Origin of the sequence: Arenibacter sp. F20364 (assembly GCF_023015905.1) — a bacterium.
In the GTDB taxonomy this organism is placed as follows: Bacteria; Bacteroidota; Bacteroidia; order Flavobacteriales; family Flavobacteriaceae; genus Arenibacter.
The window spans coordinates 43,049-63,513 of sequence record NZ_JALKBD010000030.1 but is presented as its reverse complement, the minus strand read 5'-3'; the positions used below and the strand labels follow the sequence as shown (position 1 = coordinate 63,513).

Annotated in this window: 17 protein-coding genes; 12 read left to right on the top strand and 5 right to left on the bottom strand. The window is 39.9% G+C overall.

Features of this window, described 5'->3' with window-relative positions; all coding sequences use genetic code 11:
- Window positions 1-308: 308 nt before the first annotated feature.
- The gene (locus tag MWU84_RS19380) at window positions 309-1,544 is read right to left on the bottom strand and encodes a serine hydrolase domain-containing protein (RefSeq protein WP_246904738.1); all 1,236 of its coding nucleotides are present in this window, start codon (window positions 1,542-1,544) and stop codon (window positions 309-311) included.
- A gap of 672 nt (window positions 1,545-2,216) precedes the next feature.
- Between MWU84_RS19380 and MWU84_RS19375 the strand changes: the two genes are divergently transcribed.
- Window positions 2,217-3,044, top strand: coding sequence for a sialate O-acetylesterase (locus MWU84_RS19375; protein WP_246904735.1), 828 nt, complete (start codon window positions 2,217-2,219; stop codon window positions 3,042-3,044).
- Window positions 3,045-3,158: 114 nt separating this feature from the next.
- Here MWU84_RS19375 and MWU84_RS19370 read toward each other — a convergent pair whose 3' ends face one another.
- From MWU84_RS19370 to MWU84_RS19355, 4 genes are all read right to left on the bottom strand, one after another.
- Window positions 3,159-4,463 carry a hypothetical protein gene (locus tag MWU84_RS19370; RefSeq protein WP_246904732.1) on the bottom strand — a complete coding sequence of 435 codons (1,305 nt, stop codon included), beginning with the start codon at window positions 4,461-4,463 and terminating at the stop codon, window positions 3,159-3,161.
- Between the two features lie 753 nt (window positions 4,464-5,216).
- The gene (locus MWU84_RS19365; RefSeq protein WP_246904729.1) at window positions 5,217-6,305 is read right to left on the bottom strand and encodes a Gfo/Idh/MocA family oxidoreductase; all 1,089 of its coding nucleotides are present in this window, start codon (window positions 6,303-6,305) and stop codon (window positions 5,217-5,219) included.
- Window positions 6,306-6,545: 240 nt separating this feature from the next.
- A complete protein-coding gene (locus tag MWU84_RS19360) occupies window positions 6,546-7,085 on the bottom strand; it encodes a hypothetical protein (protein WP_246904727.1) in 540 nt (179 codons plus the stop codon).
- A gap of 95 nt (window positions 7,086-7,180) precedes the next feature.
- Window positions 7,181-7,624: a hypothetical protein gene (locus tag MWU84_RS19355; protein ID WP_246904725.1), complete on the bottom strand. Its 444-nt coding sequence runs from the start codon at window positions 7,622-7,624 to the stop codon at window positions 7,181-7,183.
- Window positions 7,625-7,900: 276 nt separating this feature from the next.
- On the opposite strand from MWU84_RS19355, the gene MWU84_RS19350 reads away from it, so the two are divergent.
- The 11 genes from MWU84_RS19350 (at window position 7,901) to ilvA (ending at window position 20,427) form a co-directional block, all read left to right on the top strand.
- Complete coding sequence (locus MWU84_RS19350; protein ID WP_246904741.1) at window positions 7,901-8,956, top strand: DUF2891 domain-containing protein; 1,056 nt, start codon at window positions 7,901-7,903, stop codon at window positions 8,954-8,956.
- A 1-nt stretch (window position 8,957) separates the two neighbouring features.
- Entirely contained in the window at window positions 8,958-10,151 is a 1,194-nt protein-coding gene (locus tag MWU84_RS19345) for an Nramp family divalent metal transporter (RefSeq protein WP_246904723.1), read from the top strand.
- Between the two features lie 4 nt (window positions 10,152-10,155).
- Window positions 10,156-10,893, top strand: a complete 738-nt coding sequence (pxpA, locus tag MWU84_RS19340) for a 5-oxoprolinase subunit PxpA (protein WP_246904721.1) — start codon at window positions 10,156-10,158, stop codon at window positions 10,891-10,893.
- On the top strand, window positions 10,890-11,627 hold the full coding sequence (gene pxpB / locus MWU84_RS19335) for a 5-oxoprolinase subunit PxpB (protein ID WP_246904719.1): 738 nt from the start codon (window positions 10,890-10,892) through the stop codon (window positions 11,625-11,627). The genes pxpA and pxpB overlap by 4 nt, the downstream gene beginning before the upstream one ends.
- Window positions 11,620-12,459, top strand: coding sequence for a biotin-dependent carboxyltransferase family protein (locus MWU84_RS19330; RefSeq protein WP_246904717.1), 840 nt, complete (start codon window positions 11,620-11,622; stop codon window positions 12,457-12,459). Before pxpB ends, MWU84_RS19330 begins: the two co-directional genes overlap by 8 nt.
- 427 nt (window positions 12,460-12,886) lie before the next feature.
- Window positions 12,887-14,563 carry a dihydroxy-acid dehydratase gene (gene ilvD, locus MWU84_RS19325; protein WP_246904714.1) on the top strand — a complete coding sequence of 559 codons (1,677 nt, stop codon included), beginning with the start codon at window positions 12,887-12,889 and terminating at the stop codon, window positions 14,561-14,563.
- An 87-nt stretch (window positions 14,564-14,650) separates the two neighbouring features.
- Window positions 14,651-16,384 carry a biosynthetic-type acetolactate synthase large subunit gene (ilvB, locus tag MWU84_RS19320; RefSeq protein ID WP_246904712.1) on the top strand — a complete coding sequence of 578 codons (1,734 nt, stop codon included), beginning with the start codon at window positions 14,651-14,653 and terminating at the stop codon, window positions 16,382-16,384.
- A 34-nt stretch (window positions 16,385-16,418) separates the two neighbouring features.
- Window positions 16,419-16,997: a class I SAM-dependent methyltransferase gene (locus tag MWU84_RS19315; RefSeq protein ID WP_246904709.1), complete on the top strand. Its 579-nt coding sequence runs from the start codon at window positions 16,419-16,421 to the stop codon at window positions 16,995-16,997.
- A gap of 62 nt (window positions 16,998-17,059) precedes the next feature.
- On the top strand, window positions 17,060-17,584 hold the full coding sequence (gene ilvN, locus MWU84_RS19310; protein WP_246904706.1) for an acetolactate synthase small subunit: 525 nt from the start codon (window positions 17,060-17,062) through the stop codon (window positions 17,582-17,584).
- Window positions 17,585-17,626: 42 nt separating this feature from the next.
- Window positions 17,627-19,102, top strand: coding sequence for a ketol-acid reductoisomerase (gene ilvC / locus MWU84_RS19305; protein ID WP_246904704.1), 1,476 nt, complete (start codon window positions 17,627-17,629; stop codon window positions 19,100-19,102).
- 71 nt (window positions 19,103-19,173) lie between these two features.
- A complete protein-coding gene (ilvA, locus tag MWU84_RS19300; RefSeq protein ID WP_246904703.1) occupies window positions 19,174-20,427 on the top strand; it encodes a threonine ammonia-lyase IlvA in 1,254 nt (417 codons plus the stop codon).
- Window positions 20,428-20,465 lie beyond the last annotated feature (38 nt).

Genomic DNA, 20,465 nt, shown 5'->3' with positions numbered 1-20,465 from the left:
ATTTTAGATTTAGATTAATCCATATAATTTACGAAATCTAGCTGAAAAGGTTACCGAAGGTTTAGTTCAACACATATATATGTGTAATTAAAGGTCAAGATACAAAATCAACCCAATATTCCCCTAACTCCTATACATAAATAGATATGGTGGTTTTTGGGGAGTAGGTATATTATATATCATTTTGTATTTTACAGCATAATGATATACAGAATGGCGAATGGATTTTTTACAGAAGTTTTTGAAGCACGAAGTCTGGAGACTTCGCGCAGCGAACATTAAACTTTGAACTTCCGACTTTGAACAGCTTACTCCAAATGCAGTTGTACTAGGTCGTTTTCCTTGTTTACCGGAATTCCAGGTGTAGTTTGGCCATAAATATCCTTTACTATTTCGTATAGGTCAGGGATTACCGTTCTTGCAATTCTACTATTGTTGCTCAACAGCACACAAATACCCAGATCTGCTTCCGGATAAAGGGCAATTTCATTTCTGTAGTTATTGACACTTCCTCCATGGTGCCATATGGTCTTTTCCTTTTGGGAATCGTTCTCCTTGAATTTATGTATTCTCCATCCATAGCCATAATAGGAGCTTGTATGTCCAGGCCAACGTTGGTAATACTTGCTTTCCCCCTTAATTTCTATAAACGGGGCAAAAGTCTCAGCTAGAGCGGATTTGCTCATCAATTCCGGGTTGTGACCCAGTAAAAATCGCATCCATTTGGCCATGTCAACAGAACTGGCACTAATTCCACCCGCTGCAATGGCGTTGTAATAATTATTTGAAAGCGGTAATGTTCTCCATCCGTTTCTTCTTTTGGAATGTGGCATGGCTACATTTTCCATATGCGCCAAGGTTTCATAATCCATAGTAGTGGAACACATGCCCAATGGATCAAAAAAGGTATTGGCCAGGACTTCACTTATATCCTGTCCGGTTGCTTTATGGATCATTTCCCCACAAAGTGCAAACATGGCATTTTGGTAACTGTACATAAGTCCGGGTTCACTTATCGGAGTAACTTCCTTAAAGCGTTGCGCTATATCCTGCAGGGGCAGTCCGGCCTCCACAAGATTGGTATAACTATGGTATGGCGTTCCTGAGGTGTGCGATAAAATATTGGCAAGGGTAATCATACTGGTATTGTTCCTGTCGCCAAACCTAAATTCCGGAATAAAATCACTTACCTTATCTTCCCAATGTAGTTTGCCCTCATCCTTTAGTTCGGCGGCCAATACCCCGGCAAATCCCTTGGAAAGCGATCCGAGTCGAAAAATAGTCCCACCATCAACTCGCTCATCGCGATTGATGTTCCTTTTACCATAGCCATCAGAAATTATAACGGAATCTTTTTGAACTATACTCACTCCTGCACCCACGATATCCCCAGCTGCGATGGCTTTGTCAAAATAGGAATTAATGGCGACCCTCAATTCCTCTTGACGTTTCTTGTAAAGAAGCGCCTCTTTGGTGGCCAAAGCTTCCCTTAAATGATCAATACTGGAAACGGCCACTTTGGGCCCTGGATCGGGTATCGACATAAAAGCATTTAAAACAAGGACAACAAGCGAAAGGATTAAAAGAGAAATTCCAATTAAGATTTTGCTTCTCCGCATAAGGGGTGACTTTTTTTTATGAATTACTCGCTAAATATAGGATGATATACTTAAATAACGGATGAAATGCCCAAATTCTTATGCAGATTTATTTTTTTAACACTATCAACTCTATGTTTTGATCCTAGATATGACAAATAGGTATCACCAGCAGGTCACAGCTGCAGTACTTATAATTTAAAGATTCTCCGATCCTTACATCGGGGTTACTAATTTACCTCTCCTTGGGACAGTCTGCCTTGCCGGTAGGCAGGGTCGGGACTGCCTTTTCAGCAGTTCCGGGTGAGGTAAAATATAAAATTTCGGTTTTTGGCCACCTCTGTCATAATGAAACTAGCGAAACCCGCCAGAATGACCAATGTTGGGCTGGTACCGCTGTGGCTTGACTAGGGGATAATCAGTTTCAAGAATTTTTTTATTATTGGTTTAAAGCGGAAGATTATAGCAATGTTGATCACAGCAAAAAAATCATCTAAAAAACTCAATCAATATGAAAAAAATATACGTGGAGTCAACAGACCCATTTAAATCAATATCTTGTAGGTAGTTTACTTATTAACCAATAATGATTCAACCAACATCATAAAAAAAATACATATGACCTCTAAGAAGATTCTTTTAAGCGTACTCCTTTTTTCAATAATATTTTGGTGCAAGGGCCAGAACAAGGACAAACGGACACAATTTTTTCCCAAGACAGAAGTGTCTGTCGAAAATATTCCAAATAAAGAGAATTTATGGGTTTTTATACTTGCCGGACAATCCAATATGGCTGGTCGAGGCCTGGTGGAGCCCCAGGATACCGTTCCCGACAAAAGAGTATATACCATAAACAAGCAGGGCAAAATGATATTTGCCAAAGAGCCACTACATTTTTACGAACCCTCTATGGCAGGCTTGGATAGCGGACTTGCATTCGGTAAGGCCTTGACCCAGCACATTCCGGACAGTATTTCGGTGCTATTAATTCCCACTGCGGTAGGGGGGAGCTCCATTTCACAATGGTTAAACGATTCTATCCATAGAGAGGTTAAACTATTCTCCAATTTCAAAAGAATGACGGAATTGGGTATGCAATACGGCACGGTAAAAGGGATTCTTTGGCATCAGGGCGAAAGTGATGCCAAAACCAAGGAAGCACCATTGTACCAAATCAAATTATCGGAGCTGTTCTATCAATTCAGAAAGATAATTGGGAACCAAGAAACAACAGTTGTAATAGGGCAATTGGGCAGTTATGCTACCAATGCCTTGTGGTCAAAAATCAATGACCACATAAAATACTATGTATCCACAGATCCAAATGCTGGGATAATCTCTACCTCTGACCTAAAGCATAAAGGTGACAAAGTGCACTTTAATTCTGAGGCACAACGACTTATGGGCGAAAGATATGCCAACGAATTTATGAAACTGCAGCATTAGCCAGATATGACAAACGCCTTCATACCCTAGCCAAAGAAAGTGGGAGTGCCTATGTACCATGCCATTGCCGTGCATACTGGCGTGCAGTACGGTCTAGTTGTCTTACACAAAGTACTATTTGGGCAAATACCCCTGAAATCTGATCAACTTACTATCATTTTGCTGATAGGTAATTGGTTTGGGATCTAGCCAATCCACTATGGTATCCTTGATGGAGTAGGCAAAAAAATGATTTCCGGCAGGGGTGTAATGACCTATAAAATACCTGTCCATATATTCATCGAGACTAAGATTGAATTTTTTGAAATCTTTGAGATGCACTTCATTCATATCAAAAAAGGAATAACCGCTATTTTGAATGAAATCTACCATTTCCTGATCATAACGCTTATTGCCCTTTACCATTTCCTTAAACACATTGGTAGGATCAAAATGAACCAGCAATAGTTCTTTACCATTCTCGGAGCAAAAATCATTGGTCTTTTTTAAAATATATTTTGTAGCCTCAAAAGAGTATTTATTTTTTAAAACCGTGGCAGTGGCCTTCATTTTTTCAGGACTAGAAAAATCTACCTCTGGCAACTCCAAAATATCGGCAAGCCTCTTTAGCCCTTCCATATCAAGATCAGAATTTACCATGTCATAACTGAGCAGATACAGCTGTACCATTAGATCATCTTTCAGGTTCTCGTACATGAATTCGGGGTCCGACATATTGTACATGGCCTCCTTGGTCGCAACTCGATTTTCTTTTTCTACAAGTTTTCCCGTAGTGGTATCCATTTCAATATTGGCCCAGAAATTACCATGGAACATATATCCACCATAATCGTTCCAACGGGTGTAATAGGTAGCATATCGGCATCTAAAAACACTTCTCACATAATCATCTCCCCACATATATAAAATTACATACTTGGAATCCTTATCCTCTTTTTCGCGTCTCAAAAGCCTCCTATACGCTTGATATACCCCAAAGCCTCCCATACCAAAATTCTGAATGGGTTCTCCCAGGTGACCGGCAAGATACTCCTGCCAAGTTTCCGCATCGCTTACCTGATGGCAATGGGTAAAACTATTGCCATAAGTATTGATCCTGCAAGGCTTATCGGCATAGATCCTATTGGTCCTTTTACCATCCTTCATAACGGTCGACAAAGTATAGCTATTATCAATACCATCATGGGGCATATAGTTGCCCAAAATATACCCCACCTCTGGATCGAACTGGGCCCAACTATTTTCGTTCAGAAAAATATCCAGTTCTTCTTTTGGAACAGCACTATTTCTTAAATATTCAGCATAGGATTTTTTCTCAAGGGGCAATGTCTTGCCAAATAGAAAATCGGGGAATAGGGATGCTCCACCTGCCGCAATTCCAGTTATAACATTTGATTTAATAAATTTTCGTCTATCCATAATTTTCAATTCAATATGCTATGGTAGATGCAACACCTAGAAAAACGTTGTAATGCAAGTATATAAAAATAGGCATCAGCAAATGGACCATAGACCAGGTGCTGATTTAATACAGCAAGGTGGTTACAGTCCTAAGATACTAAATCCTTGATATCCAGAATATTTTTTTCAAAAAAAGAGTCAAAATCTTATTTTGAACAATGGTATTTTATCTTTATCTATACAAGGCATTTTAATTGGCACCAACTGCCAAAAGGAGATTTAGGCTTTATGGATTATCAAATTCGGACAAGATAAAAACACAACTTTTTATTCCAGCCAAGCACAGTTTCAAGTCCCTGTCCATTAAAAGAATAGGCAACTTAAATACAAGTGGGTTATCCTGAAAAAAATTTCATACCGAGAAGCATGGCCATACCATACCCATAAGACATGGATAACCAATATTATTATTCTCTATGTGGCCTAGGCTGTACTAAGAGGTTAGCACATAAATGGCCCATGCAATGCAAAAGGCACAAAAGAGATAAAATAAAAAATCGTTTAGTGTAGTATTTTCCTTCATAAGATTGGGTTTGTATATAAAACCCCGAAATCAAAGGAAAAGGATTTTCGTCCCCACGTATGGAACAAAAATTCGATGACTTGACCCCAATTCGGATAAAGGGTCAAAATCATCTATGAAAGTAAAATCCTACAAAACGGCAAAACCATGGAACCTAACAGTTTACCGATAATTTCCTAGTCCGAAACCTACAATTTCACCACACAATTCTGTGCGGCGGACTTGTAAATAGCCTCAACAACACGAATATCCCTAAGCCCTTCTTCCCCAGGAACGATCAAATCTGTCCCCTCCATAATGGCCATAGCATCTTCATCCATTTGTTTTGCTTGCTGGTTGGGGATGGGAAATTTAATGATAGTACCATCGGACATACTTCCGTTATTACCATTATAGGAGGAGTGGGGCTCCATTTTTAACCAGCCTTTTTCGTAGTTTACCTGAAGGTGGTTCATATTGATGCCAAAACTTGTATGGCAGGATGCCAACGCACCACTGGGAAATTCCAATAGAAACATCATGGTTTCCTCTACTTCGTGATAAATTTCGGGTCGGGTAGTGGAGGCCTTCGCCATTACGGAAATAGGCTCTTCCCCAGTGGCCAAGCGGGCACCTTGTAGGGCATAGACGCCCATATCGCCCATGGCACCACCTCCTAATTTTTTATTTTGCTTCCAATGGTTGGTACGCCCGTCAAAATATCCCGCTGCGGAAGTCACCATTTTCACCTTCCCAAAGGGCCTTTCCTTGCCTACTTTCATATACGCCTGAATATTGGGGTCGTGCTGACAACGGTAGCCAATAGCCAGTTTAACTTTATTATCCTTACAGGCCTTGATCATGGCCTCACAATCGGCAACAGAGGGTGCCATTGGTTTCTCGCACCAAACATGCTTACCTGCCTTGGCCGCCCTTATAGTATACTCCGCATGCATGGAAGGAGGCAGCACCACATAAACAACATCTATGTCCGGGTTATTCGCAATGGTATCAAAATTTTTGTAATTGTAGACGTTCTTGTCCTTTATACCATATTTTTCTTTCCATACTGGAATTTTTTCAGGACTGCCCGTAACAATTCCCCTTAATTCACAATTGTTGGTCAATTGCAGGGCAGGGGCAAGAAGATCGGTACTATAATAACCTAATCCAACGAGGGCTACCCCTAATTTTTTCTTTTGTGACCGAGTTGAGGATAGTAAAATTTGGGGAGTAAACGCGCTAGCTGCTGCAATTAATCCCGCCTTTTGAATAAAAATTCGTCTTGGTTTTTCCATGGTTTTAATTTAGAGGTAGAAAATACTACAAAAATTTGAAATTGCCATGAAAATATACTAGGCCTTGGAGTTGGTCTATTGCTTTTTTATAGGTATCATGAATGCCAGGCATTTGGGCGATGCACTGACTGTGGGATAGACTATTCAATCTTTTACCAATTACCAAATAACATTCTTGAAAGATCCCCCTAATGGTAATTATATTAAGAAAGACAGAAAGATTACAAGGAAAGAATCTTGTTATTCCTTTTTTTGAAGGCTCTGTACCAGTAGGTCCTTTAAGACGTATGCAGCAACAAGAACAAATCCTGTAATAAGGGTAGGGGTAGCATATTCCCATTCCAATATTTTCGTCAGACTACCAATGATGATGGCCAATATGCCAATGATCATCATGGTGTTCCACATAAAATAGGCAATATCACTTCTATTGTCGTCCTTATCATCTATAAGATATGTTGTGCCTTCCATGATGATCCAGATAATAAAGGCCACACTGCCTATTACCTGAAAAAAATCATTGTGGGAGATATCAAGAATTTTGAAAATTCCGTTTAAGGACCAAGAAGCAACCAGAATTAATTTGTTGTATTCCAGAAAGCCTTTTTTGGTTTTTTTCAAAAATCGCAGGCCGTATAATACGCCAATGGCCATAAGGGCTATTAATATGATAGGATTTGCGATAGTCGTAAAATGTAGAACTTTACAAATAAAGCCAATAATAAGTAGGGAAATAGCAATTCTTAAAGGTATTCTCAAAATCTTCTTTTCTGTTTCCATAAAATTGTTTTTAAGATTTATGGCCTTTTAGTTTTTATTGAACTGAAAGGCCTTTTGTCCTTACCTGTAAAGGCATTTCCCTATTCTATCACTCACTAAAGGACCTTGGTATTGGCCTTTAGTCCTTCCATGATCCCTAAAATATTATCTACGGTTTCCTTTAAATAATACTTTATAAGTACGTGGGGGATACGAATGGTGGTAAATCCATTTTTAAACGAATGCATGGCTTCTTCCAAATCGTTAATGGCTTGTTCATGGGTTAATGAATGGTATTCCGTGTCGATTTCTATATTAAGTTTTACCCTAGATATAGCTATATCAACTGACTTTTTTCCATCCCACCATTCCAGCATTGGATTTACACCTGCACTTTTTAAACCATAATATAATTGTATGGCTTCTTTGGGGGTCCTTTTAAGTTTGATCAGCTTTTCCATTCTGTCTTTGTGCTTCGCGCAAAGCTCTATTCCAAAGAGATCCATTGCACTTTTATGGTCAAGATAATCAAGCTTTTTTTTACATTCTAAACATGTCATTCAAGTAGGTTAAAAATTTAATTTGGGACTATTATAACCGTAATATTTTGGGATTATTATATGGGGGTTATCCAAAAAGGCCATCTTTTAGACGAACTGCAACTTTTTAGATGAACAACCTACTTTTTAAACTACTTGGCCTTTAAAATTTGAATATTCTTCTGCGTTTTGGAATATCCCTATATATTTACATATTCTCTAATTGAAACTTGAATAATGGACTATAGAACACTGCTAAATACAATAGGTACAACTTTTTTGGTTTTCTTTGTGCTCATGGGCTGCAGGGACCAAAAAAATGCAGGACCCAAAGAAGCTCCTCCATTGACGCTGCCCGAGCTGACTTTTAATGAAGCCAATCGGCTGGTCCGTTTGCCATTGGAATGCCTACAAACGGAATATCCCAACAAATTAAATCAGTCCCTTCAGGATTCCACCCATTTGGGCAGCCCCGAACAATTGCACCCGGCATTTTATGGTTGCTATGACTGGCATTCCTCTGTGCACGGTCATTGGTCTTTGGTTTCCCTGCTAAAACAATTCCCCAGTCTAAATCAGGCTTCCACCATTAGAAATAAATTAGTGCAGAATATTTCAACGGAAAATATATTGGCAGAGGTGGCCTATTTCAATATGACAGGAAATAAGTCCTATGAACGGACATATGGCTGGGCCTGGATCCTGAAATTGGCCGAGGAACTTCACACATGGAACGATCCGTTGGCACGTGATCTAGAAAATAATTTACAGCCCTTGACAAATTATATTGTGGCGGCCTACATAGATTTTTTGCCAAAATTAAATTATCCGATTAGGGTGGGAGAACACACCAACACCGCATTCGGACTTTCCATGGCTTGGGATTATGCGGTAATTTTTGAGGACGATGGCTTAAAAAACGCCATCACCTCCAGTGTAGCACGTTTTTATGAAAACGATGCCGATTGTCCAATGACTTGGGAACCTAGCGGATTCGATTTTTTATCGCCCTGCCTGGAAGAAGCCAATTTGGTCAGAAAAATTTACAGCCCCGAAAAGTTTAAAAAATGGTTGGAAAAATTTTTGCCACAATTGGCAAATCCCCAATTTAGTCTTGAGCCCGGAAAAGTGTCGGACAGAACCGATGGAAAATTGGTGCATTTGGATGGTCTCAATTTTAGTAGGGCCTGGTGTTTATACGGAATTGCGAAGACACTTCCCCAATACTCCCATTTAAAACAGATTGCCACCGAACATATTAATTACTCCCTACCCAGTATTGTTGACGATAATTATAGCGGCACCCATTGGTTGGGAAGTTTTGCCTTGTATGCCTTAAATTCAGCTCAGTAATATGTCCTGGAAAATGGGGCCGGGAGTTTTGGTAGCCGCTGCCTTTATAGGCCCTGGAACCGTTACCGTATGCTCCATTGCCGGGGTACAATTTGGATATTTGCTACTATGGGCCATGTTATTTTCCATTGTAGCAACCGTAGTATTACAGGAAATGGCAGCTAGATTGGGGATTGTAGCCCAAAAAGGATTGGCCCATGTCATAAAGGAAGAGATAGGCGTCCGATGGATAAAGATTTTGGTATTGGGCTTGATCCTGGCCGCAATAGTCGTTGGTAACGCTGCCTATGAAGGTGGCAATATAGGGGGGGCTTCTTTGGGGCTAGAGGCAGTTTTTGGGCAAGAATATCTAATTTTTTACCCGTGGATAGTGGGCCTTTTTGCATTTCTACTCTTGTTTTTTGGTAATTATCAACTTCTGGAAAAGGTCTTGGTTTCCTTGGTGGTAGTCATGAGCTTATCCTTTCTATTTACGGCAATAATTACAAAACCCGATGTTTCGGCCATATTAAAAGGACTCTTTACCCCTCAAATTCCAGAAGGAAGTATTTTGACCATTATCGCTTTGGTAGGCACCACGGTGGTACCCTATAATTTATTTTTACATACTTCCTTAGTGAGTGAAAAATGGAAATCCAAAGAGAATTTAAAGGAGGCGCTTAGGGATACCGTCGTGTCCATTGTTTTGGGAGGCATGGTATCCATGGCGATAATCGTTACCGCAACTGCCATACCCTCCAACGATATAACCAATATTATGGACATGGCCCAAGGCCTAGAACCACTGTATGGGGAAAGTGCCAAATACTTTATGGGAATCGGACTTTTTGCTGCCGGGGTAACCTCCGCAATTACGGCACCCTTAGCCGCTGCCTATGTGGCCAGTAGCTGTTTTGGATGGAATATGACCATGAATAATATAAGGTTCAAAATAGTTTGGATGATCATTTTATTGGTGGGAGTGCTGTTTATGTCCATAGGCATAAGACCTTTGGAGATTATCAAATTTGCTCAAGTGACCAACGGAATGCTATTGCCAATTATCGCTATTTTTCTATTATGGGTCGTAAATCGGAAAACTGTGATGCTGGAATATCAAAATACCCGATTTCAAAATATAATAGGGATAATCATAATTATTTTGTCCGTTATATTGGGGACTAAAAGTATATTAACCGTTTTTGGACTATTTTAAGGACATGATCAAAATCGATATAAATTGCGATGTAGGGGAGGGTTTAGACAACGAAGCACAGCTAATGCCTTTTATTTCCTCCTGTAATATTGCCTGTGGCGGCCATGCCGGCGATACTGTTTCCATGATGAAGGTAGCCCGTTTGGCCAAAGAACACCATGTGTTAGTTGGTGCCCATCCCTCTTATCCGGACAGGGAGAATTTTGGTAGAACTACCATTCAAATTGCTGAAAAGAAATTGAAAAAAAGTATCCTTGCCCAAATTGCGGATTTAAGTGCCGTTCTTAAATCCTTGGGAATCGAACTAAATCACATAAAGCCCCATGGTGCCCTGTATAATGATATAGCCAGGGATAGGGAATTGGCATTGCTTTTTTTGGATTGTATTGAAAAATATAAAAAAGAAGTGTTTCTATATGTTCCTTACCATTCTAGAATAGAAGAGGAAGCATTGCGTCTAGGATTTCAAATAAAATATGAAGCCTTTGCCGATCGTAATTATAATGCAGATCTCTCCCTAGTTTCCCGAAATGAGCCCTTGGCCTTGATACAAAATCCCAAGGATGTTGAAACCCATATACTACATATGGTTACAAAGGGCTCGGTGGTGACACCTTCCGGGAAATCGGTGAAAATAAAGGCGGATACCTATTGTATTCACGGGGATTCTCCTTCAACATTGCAAATATTAATGTATCTTTCCAAACAGTTACCAAAGAACCAAATCTTAATAAAGAAGTGAGCGATTTCAAAATATCAGTCAGGCAATTTGGTGTCCATGCCATTTTGGTGGAATGGCCCATTAAAGTAGAAGAATCCATCTTGGAGGACATTCTCCAGTTCATCCAGTACCTTAAGCAAAATCATTTAGACCAGAAGGAATGGGAGTTTGTACCCGCTTATAATTCACTTACTTTGATATGCAAGGACACCGTCCTTGATTTTGATTATTTTAAACCAAAGATAAAAGAGTGGTATGACATAAAAGGAAAGATAGAACCAGCTACCAGATACCTCTGGCGATTACCGGTAAGTTATGATTTGGAATTTGGGCTGGATCTCAAAGAGATTTCCGGACCGTTGGGCTTGTCTGTGGAACGCATAATTGAATTGCACTCCCAAAATGTTTATACGGTATATGGTATAGGGTTTTTGCCGGGGTTTATGTATCTGGGAGGTGTGCCAGAGGCTTTGGAAGTTCCCCGTAAATCCAATCCCAGACCAAAGGTACCCAAAGGCTCTGTTGGCTTAGCCGCAAAACAAACAGGAATTTACCCTCAGGATTCCCCTGGCGGATGGAACATAATTGGTAAATGTCCGGTTCCCATGTTCGACGTAAAGAAGGAAAATCCCTGTTTTGTTAAAGTGGGGGATAAAATACAATTTTACCCTATTTCAATGGCTGAATACCAATTGCATAAAATTGAAAGTGAGGTAGGAATATATAATATAGAAAAAATAGTGCTGGATGCTTAACATTTTAAAATCGGGCTTTTTCACAACAGTACAGGATATCGGTAGATTTGGATACAGGGATAAGGGCGTTCCGGTTGCAGGGGTTATGGATTCATTCTCTGTCTCCAAAGTAAATACCTTGTTGGAAAACGAGGAAAACTGCGCTGTCCTAGAAATAACCATGACAGGACCAACATTGGAATTTGAACAGGACACCTATATAGTGTTGGGCGGTGCGGAAATGTCCGTAACCCTGAACGAGACTGCCATTGAGAACTATACAGTTTATAAGGTTAAAAGTGGCGATATACTAACCTATGGCAAATTATTAAAAGGCTTCAGGGCATATTTGGGCATTAAGGACGGATTCGACACCGCATCGGTCTTGGGAAGTAGATCTTTTTTTAAACCGATTACCGAACAGGACTCTATTAAGAAAGTGTCTGGTCTTCCATATGCCGAGTGCAAACAGTTTAATCCCAAAATATCGGAACTTAAGGTCGATTCCGTATTGTACAAATCCGAATTGGAAGTTTACAAGGGGCCGGAATATGGGCTATTGACAGATAAACAATTGGCTAAATTATTTTATCGGGAATTTTCGGTCGCCAATGAGAATAACAGAATGGCCTATCAGCTCAATGAGGTGATTGATAGTAATAAGGTGTCCATGCTAACTTCGGCCACCCTGCCCGGCACCATTCAATTGACCCCTGCCGGAAAATTGATCATTCTAATGAAAGATGGTCAGACCACTGGTGGCTATCCAAGAATTTTGCAGTTATCGGATATGGCCATGTCCATTTTGGCGCAAAAAAGATCAGGTGACCTTATTAATTTTAAGCTAAAATAGGTGATGGATATTTATTTCTTTGCCAATTAAATTTTAATGCCTAATTTTACCCTAATGAAAATAAATAGAAACATAATCAATTTAGTCATTATCGTCCCCTAAATGGGATGATACGGATTTATATTGATTTAAAAAGCCTGTATCAGATATATTTGATACAGGCTTTTTTTTAAGGGTTTTGCTGAAATAACGTTTGGATTTAGGGTCTTTTTAAGTCGACGCCAAACGGTTTATCAAAGAATAAAAACCTACTGAATATGATATGATTTACATGTTTAAGTTACTGATTACTAAGTGTTTAAAATTAAATCATTATAATTGAATTTAAATCAAATTTTTATGTTAAAAATCTAAGGGTTTTTAAACTTTTATCTTTGGTAGTCATAGTTTATATAGAACAGAATTAAAATACAAAGAATACAAATTAATGGAATTAAATAAATTTAGCAAAAACGTTACACAGGACCCTACACAACCTGCCGCCCAGGCTATGTTATATGCTATAGGACTGGAGGAAGAGGATCTAAAAAAACCCTTGATAGGAATAGGAAGTACAGGTTATGAGGGCAATCCTTGTAATATGCACTTAAATGATCTGGCACAAGAAGTAAAACTCGGAACCGATAAAGGCGGTTTGGTCGGACTTGTGTTCAATACTATAGGTGTTAGTGATGGTATTTCTATGGGTACCTATGGAATGAGATATTCCTTACCCTCAAGGGATATTATTGCAGATTCCATGGAAACTGTGGTACAAGCTATGAACTATGACGGATTGGTAACTGTTGTAGGTTGTGACAAAAATATGCCTGGGGCCCTAATGGCCATGATAAGACTAAACAGACCATCTGTTTTGGTCTATGGTGGTACTATTGCTTCCGGTTGTTATAAGGACAAGAAATTGGATATTGTCTCCGCCTTTGAAGCATGGGGCGAAAAGGTAGCCGGAACCATGAACGAGGAGGATTATAAAGGTGTAATTCAAAATGCATGTCCTGGAGCAGGTGCCTGTGGTGGTATGTACACTGCCAATACCATGGCCTCCGCAATTGAAGCATTGGGCATGGCCCTTCCCTACAATTCTTCCAACCCTGCCATTGGCAAGGAAAAGAAACAAGATGCCATTAGCGCTGGTTTTGCATTAAGGCATTTATTGGAAAACGATATTAAGCCCAGCGATATCATTACAAGGAAATCTTTTGAAAACGCAGTTCGCCTGCTAACCTTATTAGGGGGTTCCACCAACGCGGTGCTACACTTTTTAGCTATTGCAAAAGCCGCTGATGTTGATTTTACCTTGGATGATTTCCAAAGAATTAGCGATAGTACTCCTTTCTTGGCAGATTTAAAACCTAGCGGTAAATACCTTATGGAAGATCTACATCGTGCTGGTGGTACTCCGGCTGTGATGAAGTTTATGCTGGAAAATGATATGTTGCACGGGGATTGTTTAACCATAACCGGTAAAACTGTTGCCGAAAACCTTGCCGAAGTCCCAAGTTTAAAAGAAGGACAGAAAATAATTATGCCTTTGAACGCTCCGATCAAAGAGTCGGGTCACTTGAGAATATTATATGGAAATCTTGCAGAAGACGGTGCCGTAGCCAAAATTACCGGAAAAGAGGGATTACACTTTACCGGTCCTGCCAAAGTTTTTGATGATGAGTTTTTGGCGAATGCCGGAATTGGAAAGGGCTTGGTAAAAAAGGGCGATGTTGTTGTTATTAGGTACGAAGGTCCCAAAGGTGGTCCAGGTATGCCGGAAATGCTAAAGCCTACTGCAGCTATTATGGGTGCGGGATTAGGGAAGGATGTAGCATTGATTACCGATGGTCGCTTCTCTGGAGGTACACACGGTTTTGTTGTTGGTCACGTATGCCCGGAGGCTCAGGATGGTGGAACTATTGCTCTATTGAAAGACGGGGATGTTATTACCATTGATGCTGAAAAAAATAGTATTTCTGTGGCCTTGTCAGAAGACGAGATCAAAACACGTAGGGCCAATTGGGTACAACCATCCCTAAAGGTCAAGAAAGGAAGTTTATACAAATATGCCAAAACGGTTTCCTCAGCCTCAAATGGTTGTGTTACCGATGAAATATAATATTAAGGGGTATAAATCACCGGTAACTCCCCAAGGAAGTTAAAAAGGGGTTTATACCAAGTATGTTAACCGATTAGGTCTACAATTATGGAAACATTGAAAAAGGAAAAAACAGCGTCAACAAAGCAGAGCACCAAAAGAATAAGTGGTGCAGAGGCTATTATTCATTGCCTATTGGCTGAGGGGGTAGACTTGATTTACGGATATCCCGGTGGGGCCATTATGCCCCTTTATGATGAATTGTACAAATTTCAGGATAAACTAACGCATATCTTAACAAGACATGAGCAGGGAGCTACCCATTCTGCCCAAGGCTATGCTAGAGTAACCGGTAAAGTAGGTGTGGCCGTGGCCACCTCAGGTCCAGGGGCCACCAATCTGATTACCGGTATTGCCGATGCTCAGATAGATTCTACACCCATGGTCTGCATCACAGGGCAGGTAGCTAGACACTTGTTGGGGTCTGACGCTTTTCAGGAAACAGATATTATAGGAATTTCCACTCCCGTAACCAAATGGAACTGCCAAGTTACCAAAGCCTCCGAAATTCCAGAGGTATTGGCCAAGGCTTTCTATATTGCAAAATCGGGTAGGCCGGGACCAGTTTTGGTAGATATTACCAAAAATGCACAAATTGATGAATTCGACTTTTCATACGAGCATTGTAAAGGGGTTCGCAGTTACAACCCTTACCCTAAACCGGACCTAAAAGCTATAGAGCAAGCAGCCAATTTAATCAATGCTGCCAAAAAGCCATTTATCGTTTTTGGTCAAGGTGTTATTTTGGGCGAAGCTGAGGAGCAACTTAAAACCCTAGTAGAGAAAGCTGGTATTCCTGCTGCCTGGACCATACTTGGTCTTTCGGCTATGGATACCGATCACCCTTTAAACGTGGGAATGGTTGGGATGCACGGTAATTACGGACCCAATTTATTGACCAATGAATGTGATGTTCTTATTGCCATTGGTATGCGGTTTGACGATAGGGTAACCGGAAGTTTGGATACTTATGCCAAACAGGCAAAAATTATCCATTTCGATATTGATCCTGCAGAAATAAACAAAAATGTTAAAGCCGATGTAGCGGTCTTGGGAGATGCCAAGGTAACCTTGGATCTACTGCTGCCAATGATCAAAACCAATAAGCATGAATCTTGGCACAATGAGTTTAAGGAAAAGTATAAGATAGAGTTTGAACAGATCATTAAAAATGACGTTTATCCTACCAAGGATAAACTTACCATGGCAGAAGTTATTGAAGAAATCAATATTGCCAGTGGTCATAAAGCTATAATAGTGACAGATGTTGGGCAGCACCAAATGATTGCCTGCAGATACGCCAAATTCAAACAGACCAAAAGCAATGTTACTTCTGGTGGATTGGGAACTATGGGCTTTGCCCTGCCCGCGGCCATCGGAGCCAAAATGGGAGCCATGGATAGGGAAGTAGTTGCTATTATTGGTGATGGGGGATATCAAATGACCATCCAAGAATTGGGCACTATCTTCCAGAACAAGACCCCGGTTAAGATCGTGGTCCTTAATAATGACCATTTGGGAATGGTACGCCAATGGCAGGAACTATTCTTTGAAAGTAGATATGCTTCTACAGTAATGGTAAATCCAGACTTTGTAAAGATTGCGGAAGGTTACCATATACAATCCAAGCGCATTAGTGAGAGAAAAGATTTAAAGGCTACCATTAAAGAAATGTTGGCCTCCAAAGATGCTTACTTTTTGGAAGTTAAGGTAGAAAAAGAGGACAATGTTTTTCCTATGATTCCTTCAGGGGCGTCAGTATCGGACATTCGTTTGAAATAAATAGAAAGCGGCATTTATAATTAAAAGTAGTCAAATGAACGATTTAGATATTTCAGACAGACCTATGCACTATGCAGATATAGAAAAAAAATCCAAGGAGATCGGTTTTACTATGCCCTCGGATCTTTATATTGGGGTACTGCTTAAGTCGTTGATTGCCTCTAAACCTAATTCACGATTCTTGGAACTGGGAACGGGAATAGGTCTTTCACTTTCTTGGATGGTAGCTGGAATGAATGAAGGTTCAGAATTGTTTACCATTGATAACGACTCTAAGCTTAGTGAAATTGCAAAGAATTACTTTGGACAGGATGCTAGGGTAAAAATAATTTGCGAAGATGGTAGTGAATGGATAAAAAATTATAGAGGAAAAAAATTCGACTTAGTCTTTGCGGATGCTTGGCCAGGAAAGTACAGCGAGTTGGATGAATTATTAAATCTAATCAATGTTGGAGGATTTTACGTAGTGGATGATCTAAACCAACAGCCCAACTGGCCCGAAGGACATTTTGAAAACGTTAATAGATTGGTTAATTACCTTGAAGAAAGACAAGATTTAGTTGTTACCAAAATGAATTGGTCCACGGGTTTAATTATCGCAGTAAAAAAATAAAATAATTATTAATTTAAATTCCCCTTGAACCAATATTTTGGATAGGGGATTGGGATTAGGAGATGGAAAATAAATGGTTTACAATTTCAGTATACTCCGAAAATAGTGTAGGATTGCTGAACAGAATATCAGGGATATTTTTAAAACGTCATATAAACATTGAAAGCTTAAATGTTTCTAAATCGGAAATAGACCACGTGTCCAAGTTTACCATTGTGGTATATACTACTGAAGATTGGGTCCGCAATATCGTAGGACAGGTGGAAAAACAAATTGAGGTCATCAAAGCTTATTACCATACCGATGAAGAAACCATCTATCAGGAATCGGCATTATTTAAAGTAGCTTCTACCTTGTTGTTCGATGAACGAAATATACAAAATATCATTAAGGATAGTAATTCCCAAATTGTAACGGTATCCAGGGAGTTTTTTGTGCTGGCAAAGAGTGGTAGAAGAAATGAGATTGATGAAATGTATCAACAATTGAAACCCTATGGAATTATGCAGTTTGTGCGTTCTGGAAGGATAGCGGTGACAAAATCGGAAATGAAAATTTCCTCATTACTAAAAGAGTTTAATCAATAACCAACCCCGAGAAGAATCGGGATATAAAATCGAGTTTAAAAAATGGCAAATTACTTTAATACACTATCATTAAGGGAACAACTTATTCAATTAGGAAAATGTAGGTTTATGGAATCTTCAGAATTTTCTGATGGTGTATCCGCTTTAAAAGGGAAAAAAATTGTAATCGTTGGATGTGGTGCTCAAGGACTTAACCAAGGTCTGAATATGCGCGATTCCGGATTGGACATTTCTTACACCCTAAGAGGTGCGGCTATAAAAGAAAAAAGACAATCTTTTATAAATGCAAGTGAGAACGGTTTTAATGTTGGGACCTACGAGGAACTAATTCCGACAGCCGATGTGGTTATTAATTTAACTCCGGACAAACAACATACCAGTGTAGTTTCCGCCGTTATGCCCCTAATGAAAAAAGGTGCTACCTTATCTTACTCTCACGGTTTTAACATTGTAGAGGAAGGTATGCAGATCCGTGAGGATTTGACGGTTATAATGGTAGCTCCAAAGTGTCCAGGATCTGAAGTACGTGAAGAATACAAAAGAGGCTTTGGTGTTCCTACCCTAATTGCAGTGCACCCAAACAATGACCCTCAAGATAAAGGTTTGGCACAGGCAAAAGCCTACGCAGTTGCCACTGGTGGTCATAAGGCCGGTGTTTTGGAGTCTTCCTTTGTTGCCGAAGTAAAATCCGATTTAATGGGTGAACAGACCATCTTATGTGGCTTGTTGCAAACAGGTTCCATTCTTTGTTTTGATAAAATGATTGAAAAAGGAATGGACGCGGGATATGCTTCCAAATTAATTCAGTACGGATGGGAAACCATAACAGAAGGTCTTAAATATGGAGGTATTACCCACATGATGGATCGTTTGTCCAACCCCGCAAAAATTAAGGCTTTTGAACTATCCGAAGAATTAAAGGATATTATGCGACCACTTTTCCATAAGCATATGGATGATATCATGAGCGGCCATTTCTCCAAAACTATGATGGAAGATTGGGCCAACGATGATAAAAACCTATTGACTTGGAGAGCCGCAACTGGAGAGACCGCTTTCGAAAAAACTCCTGCGGGATCCGATAAAATTGTTGAACAGGAATTTTATGATCATGGCGTACTCATGGTAGCTATGGTTAGAGCAGGTGTGGAACTGGCTTTTGAATCTATGACAGAATCTGGCATCATTGCAGAATCTGCTTACTACGAATCGCTTCATGAAACTCCATTGATCGCCAACACCATTGCTAGAAAAAAATTATTCGAAATGAACAGGGTAATTTCCGATACAGCAGAATACGGTTGTTATTTGTTTGACCATGCCTGTAAGCCTTTATTGGCCGATTTCATGAAAAAAATCGATACCGATGTAATTGGAAAACATTTTGCCGACCAAAAACATCTAAGTGTCGATAACGCAAAACTCATTGCTGTAAACAAGGCTTTACGTGAACATCCAGTAGAGATAGTTGGAGCTAGGTTGCGAGCATCCATGACCGCTATGAAACCTATAGTATAATTAAACTTAACTAATTTAAAAGGCCTGCCAAGTTTAATTAACTCGGCAGGCCTTTGTTTATATATGCATTTATGAAATCTTATTTTCCCAAAATAGAAGACATCAGGAAGGCGGCCGAAACCATTAGGCAAGTTGCGGATATCACTCCATTGACGCAGAGCATTAGATATTCCAAGACCTATGATGCCAATATTCTTTTGAAAAGGGAAGATTTACACCGGGTAAGAAGTTATAAAATAAGGGGGGCCTTTAATAAAATTAGCTCCCTTACCAAGGCCGAAACTGTGAATGGTGTAGTATGTGCCAGTGCTGGCAATCATGCCCAGGGCGTAGCTTTTGCCTGCAATTACTTAGGAATACCCGGTACAATATATATGCCCTCAGTAACGCCAAAACAAAAGGTTGAGCAAACAAAGTTATTTGGAGGGGATTGGGTAACCGTAGTACTCGAGGGTGATACCTTTGATGATGCCTCAAATGCGGCCAAAGAATTCTGTGCCGCAGAGAAAAAGACTTATATCCATCCTTTTGACGACCCAAAAATAATTGAAGGTCAGGCTACGGTTGGTTTGGAAATACTGGAACAGACCAAGAAACCAATAGACTACATCTTTGTGGCTGTTGGTGGTGGCGGTTTGGCCTCGGGCCTCTGTGCCGTATTCAAGACGTTATCGCCACAAACAAAAATTATTGGCGTTGAACCGGAAGGCGCCCCATCTATGAAAACTTCCATAGAAAAAGGGGTTAACACAGAACTGGAACATATAGATAAATTTATTGACGGTGCTGCTGTAAAGCGCGTAGGCAATCTTACATTTAATATTTGCAAGGACAACCTCTATGATATGGTGACTGTTCCAGAGGGCAAGGTTTGCCAGACCATTTTGGATCTTTACAACAGGGACGCCATAGTTGTGGAACCGGCAGGAGCCCTTACGATTACCGTTCTGGACGATTACAAGGAAGAAATAAAAGGTAAAAACGTGATCTGCATTGTAAGTGGTAGTAACAACGATATTACGCGTACGGCCGAGATAAAGGAACGTGCTTTGTTATACGGCAAATTAAAACACTATTTTATTATACGCTTTCCCCAGAGACCTGGTGCGTTGAAGGAATTCGTTGTGGATATTTTGGGTCCAACAGATGATATTACCCATTTTGAATATTCAAAAAAATCTAGTAGGGAGAATGCCCCGGCCGTGGTGGGAATAGAATTAAAAAATTCAGAAGATTTGGCCCCGCTTATCAAAAGGATGAAGGAAAACAACTTTTTTGGCGACTACATCAACGATAAGCCGGATTTATTTCAGTACTTAATCTAATAACATTTAGTACGATTTTTATGATATTGCAAGCTGCG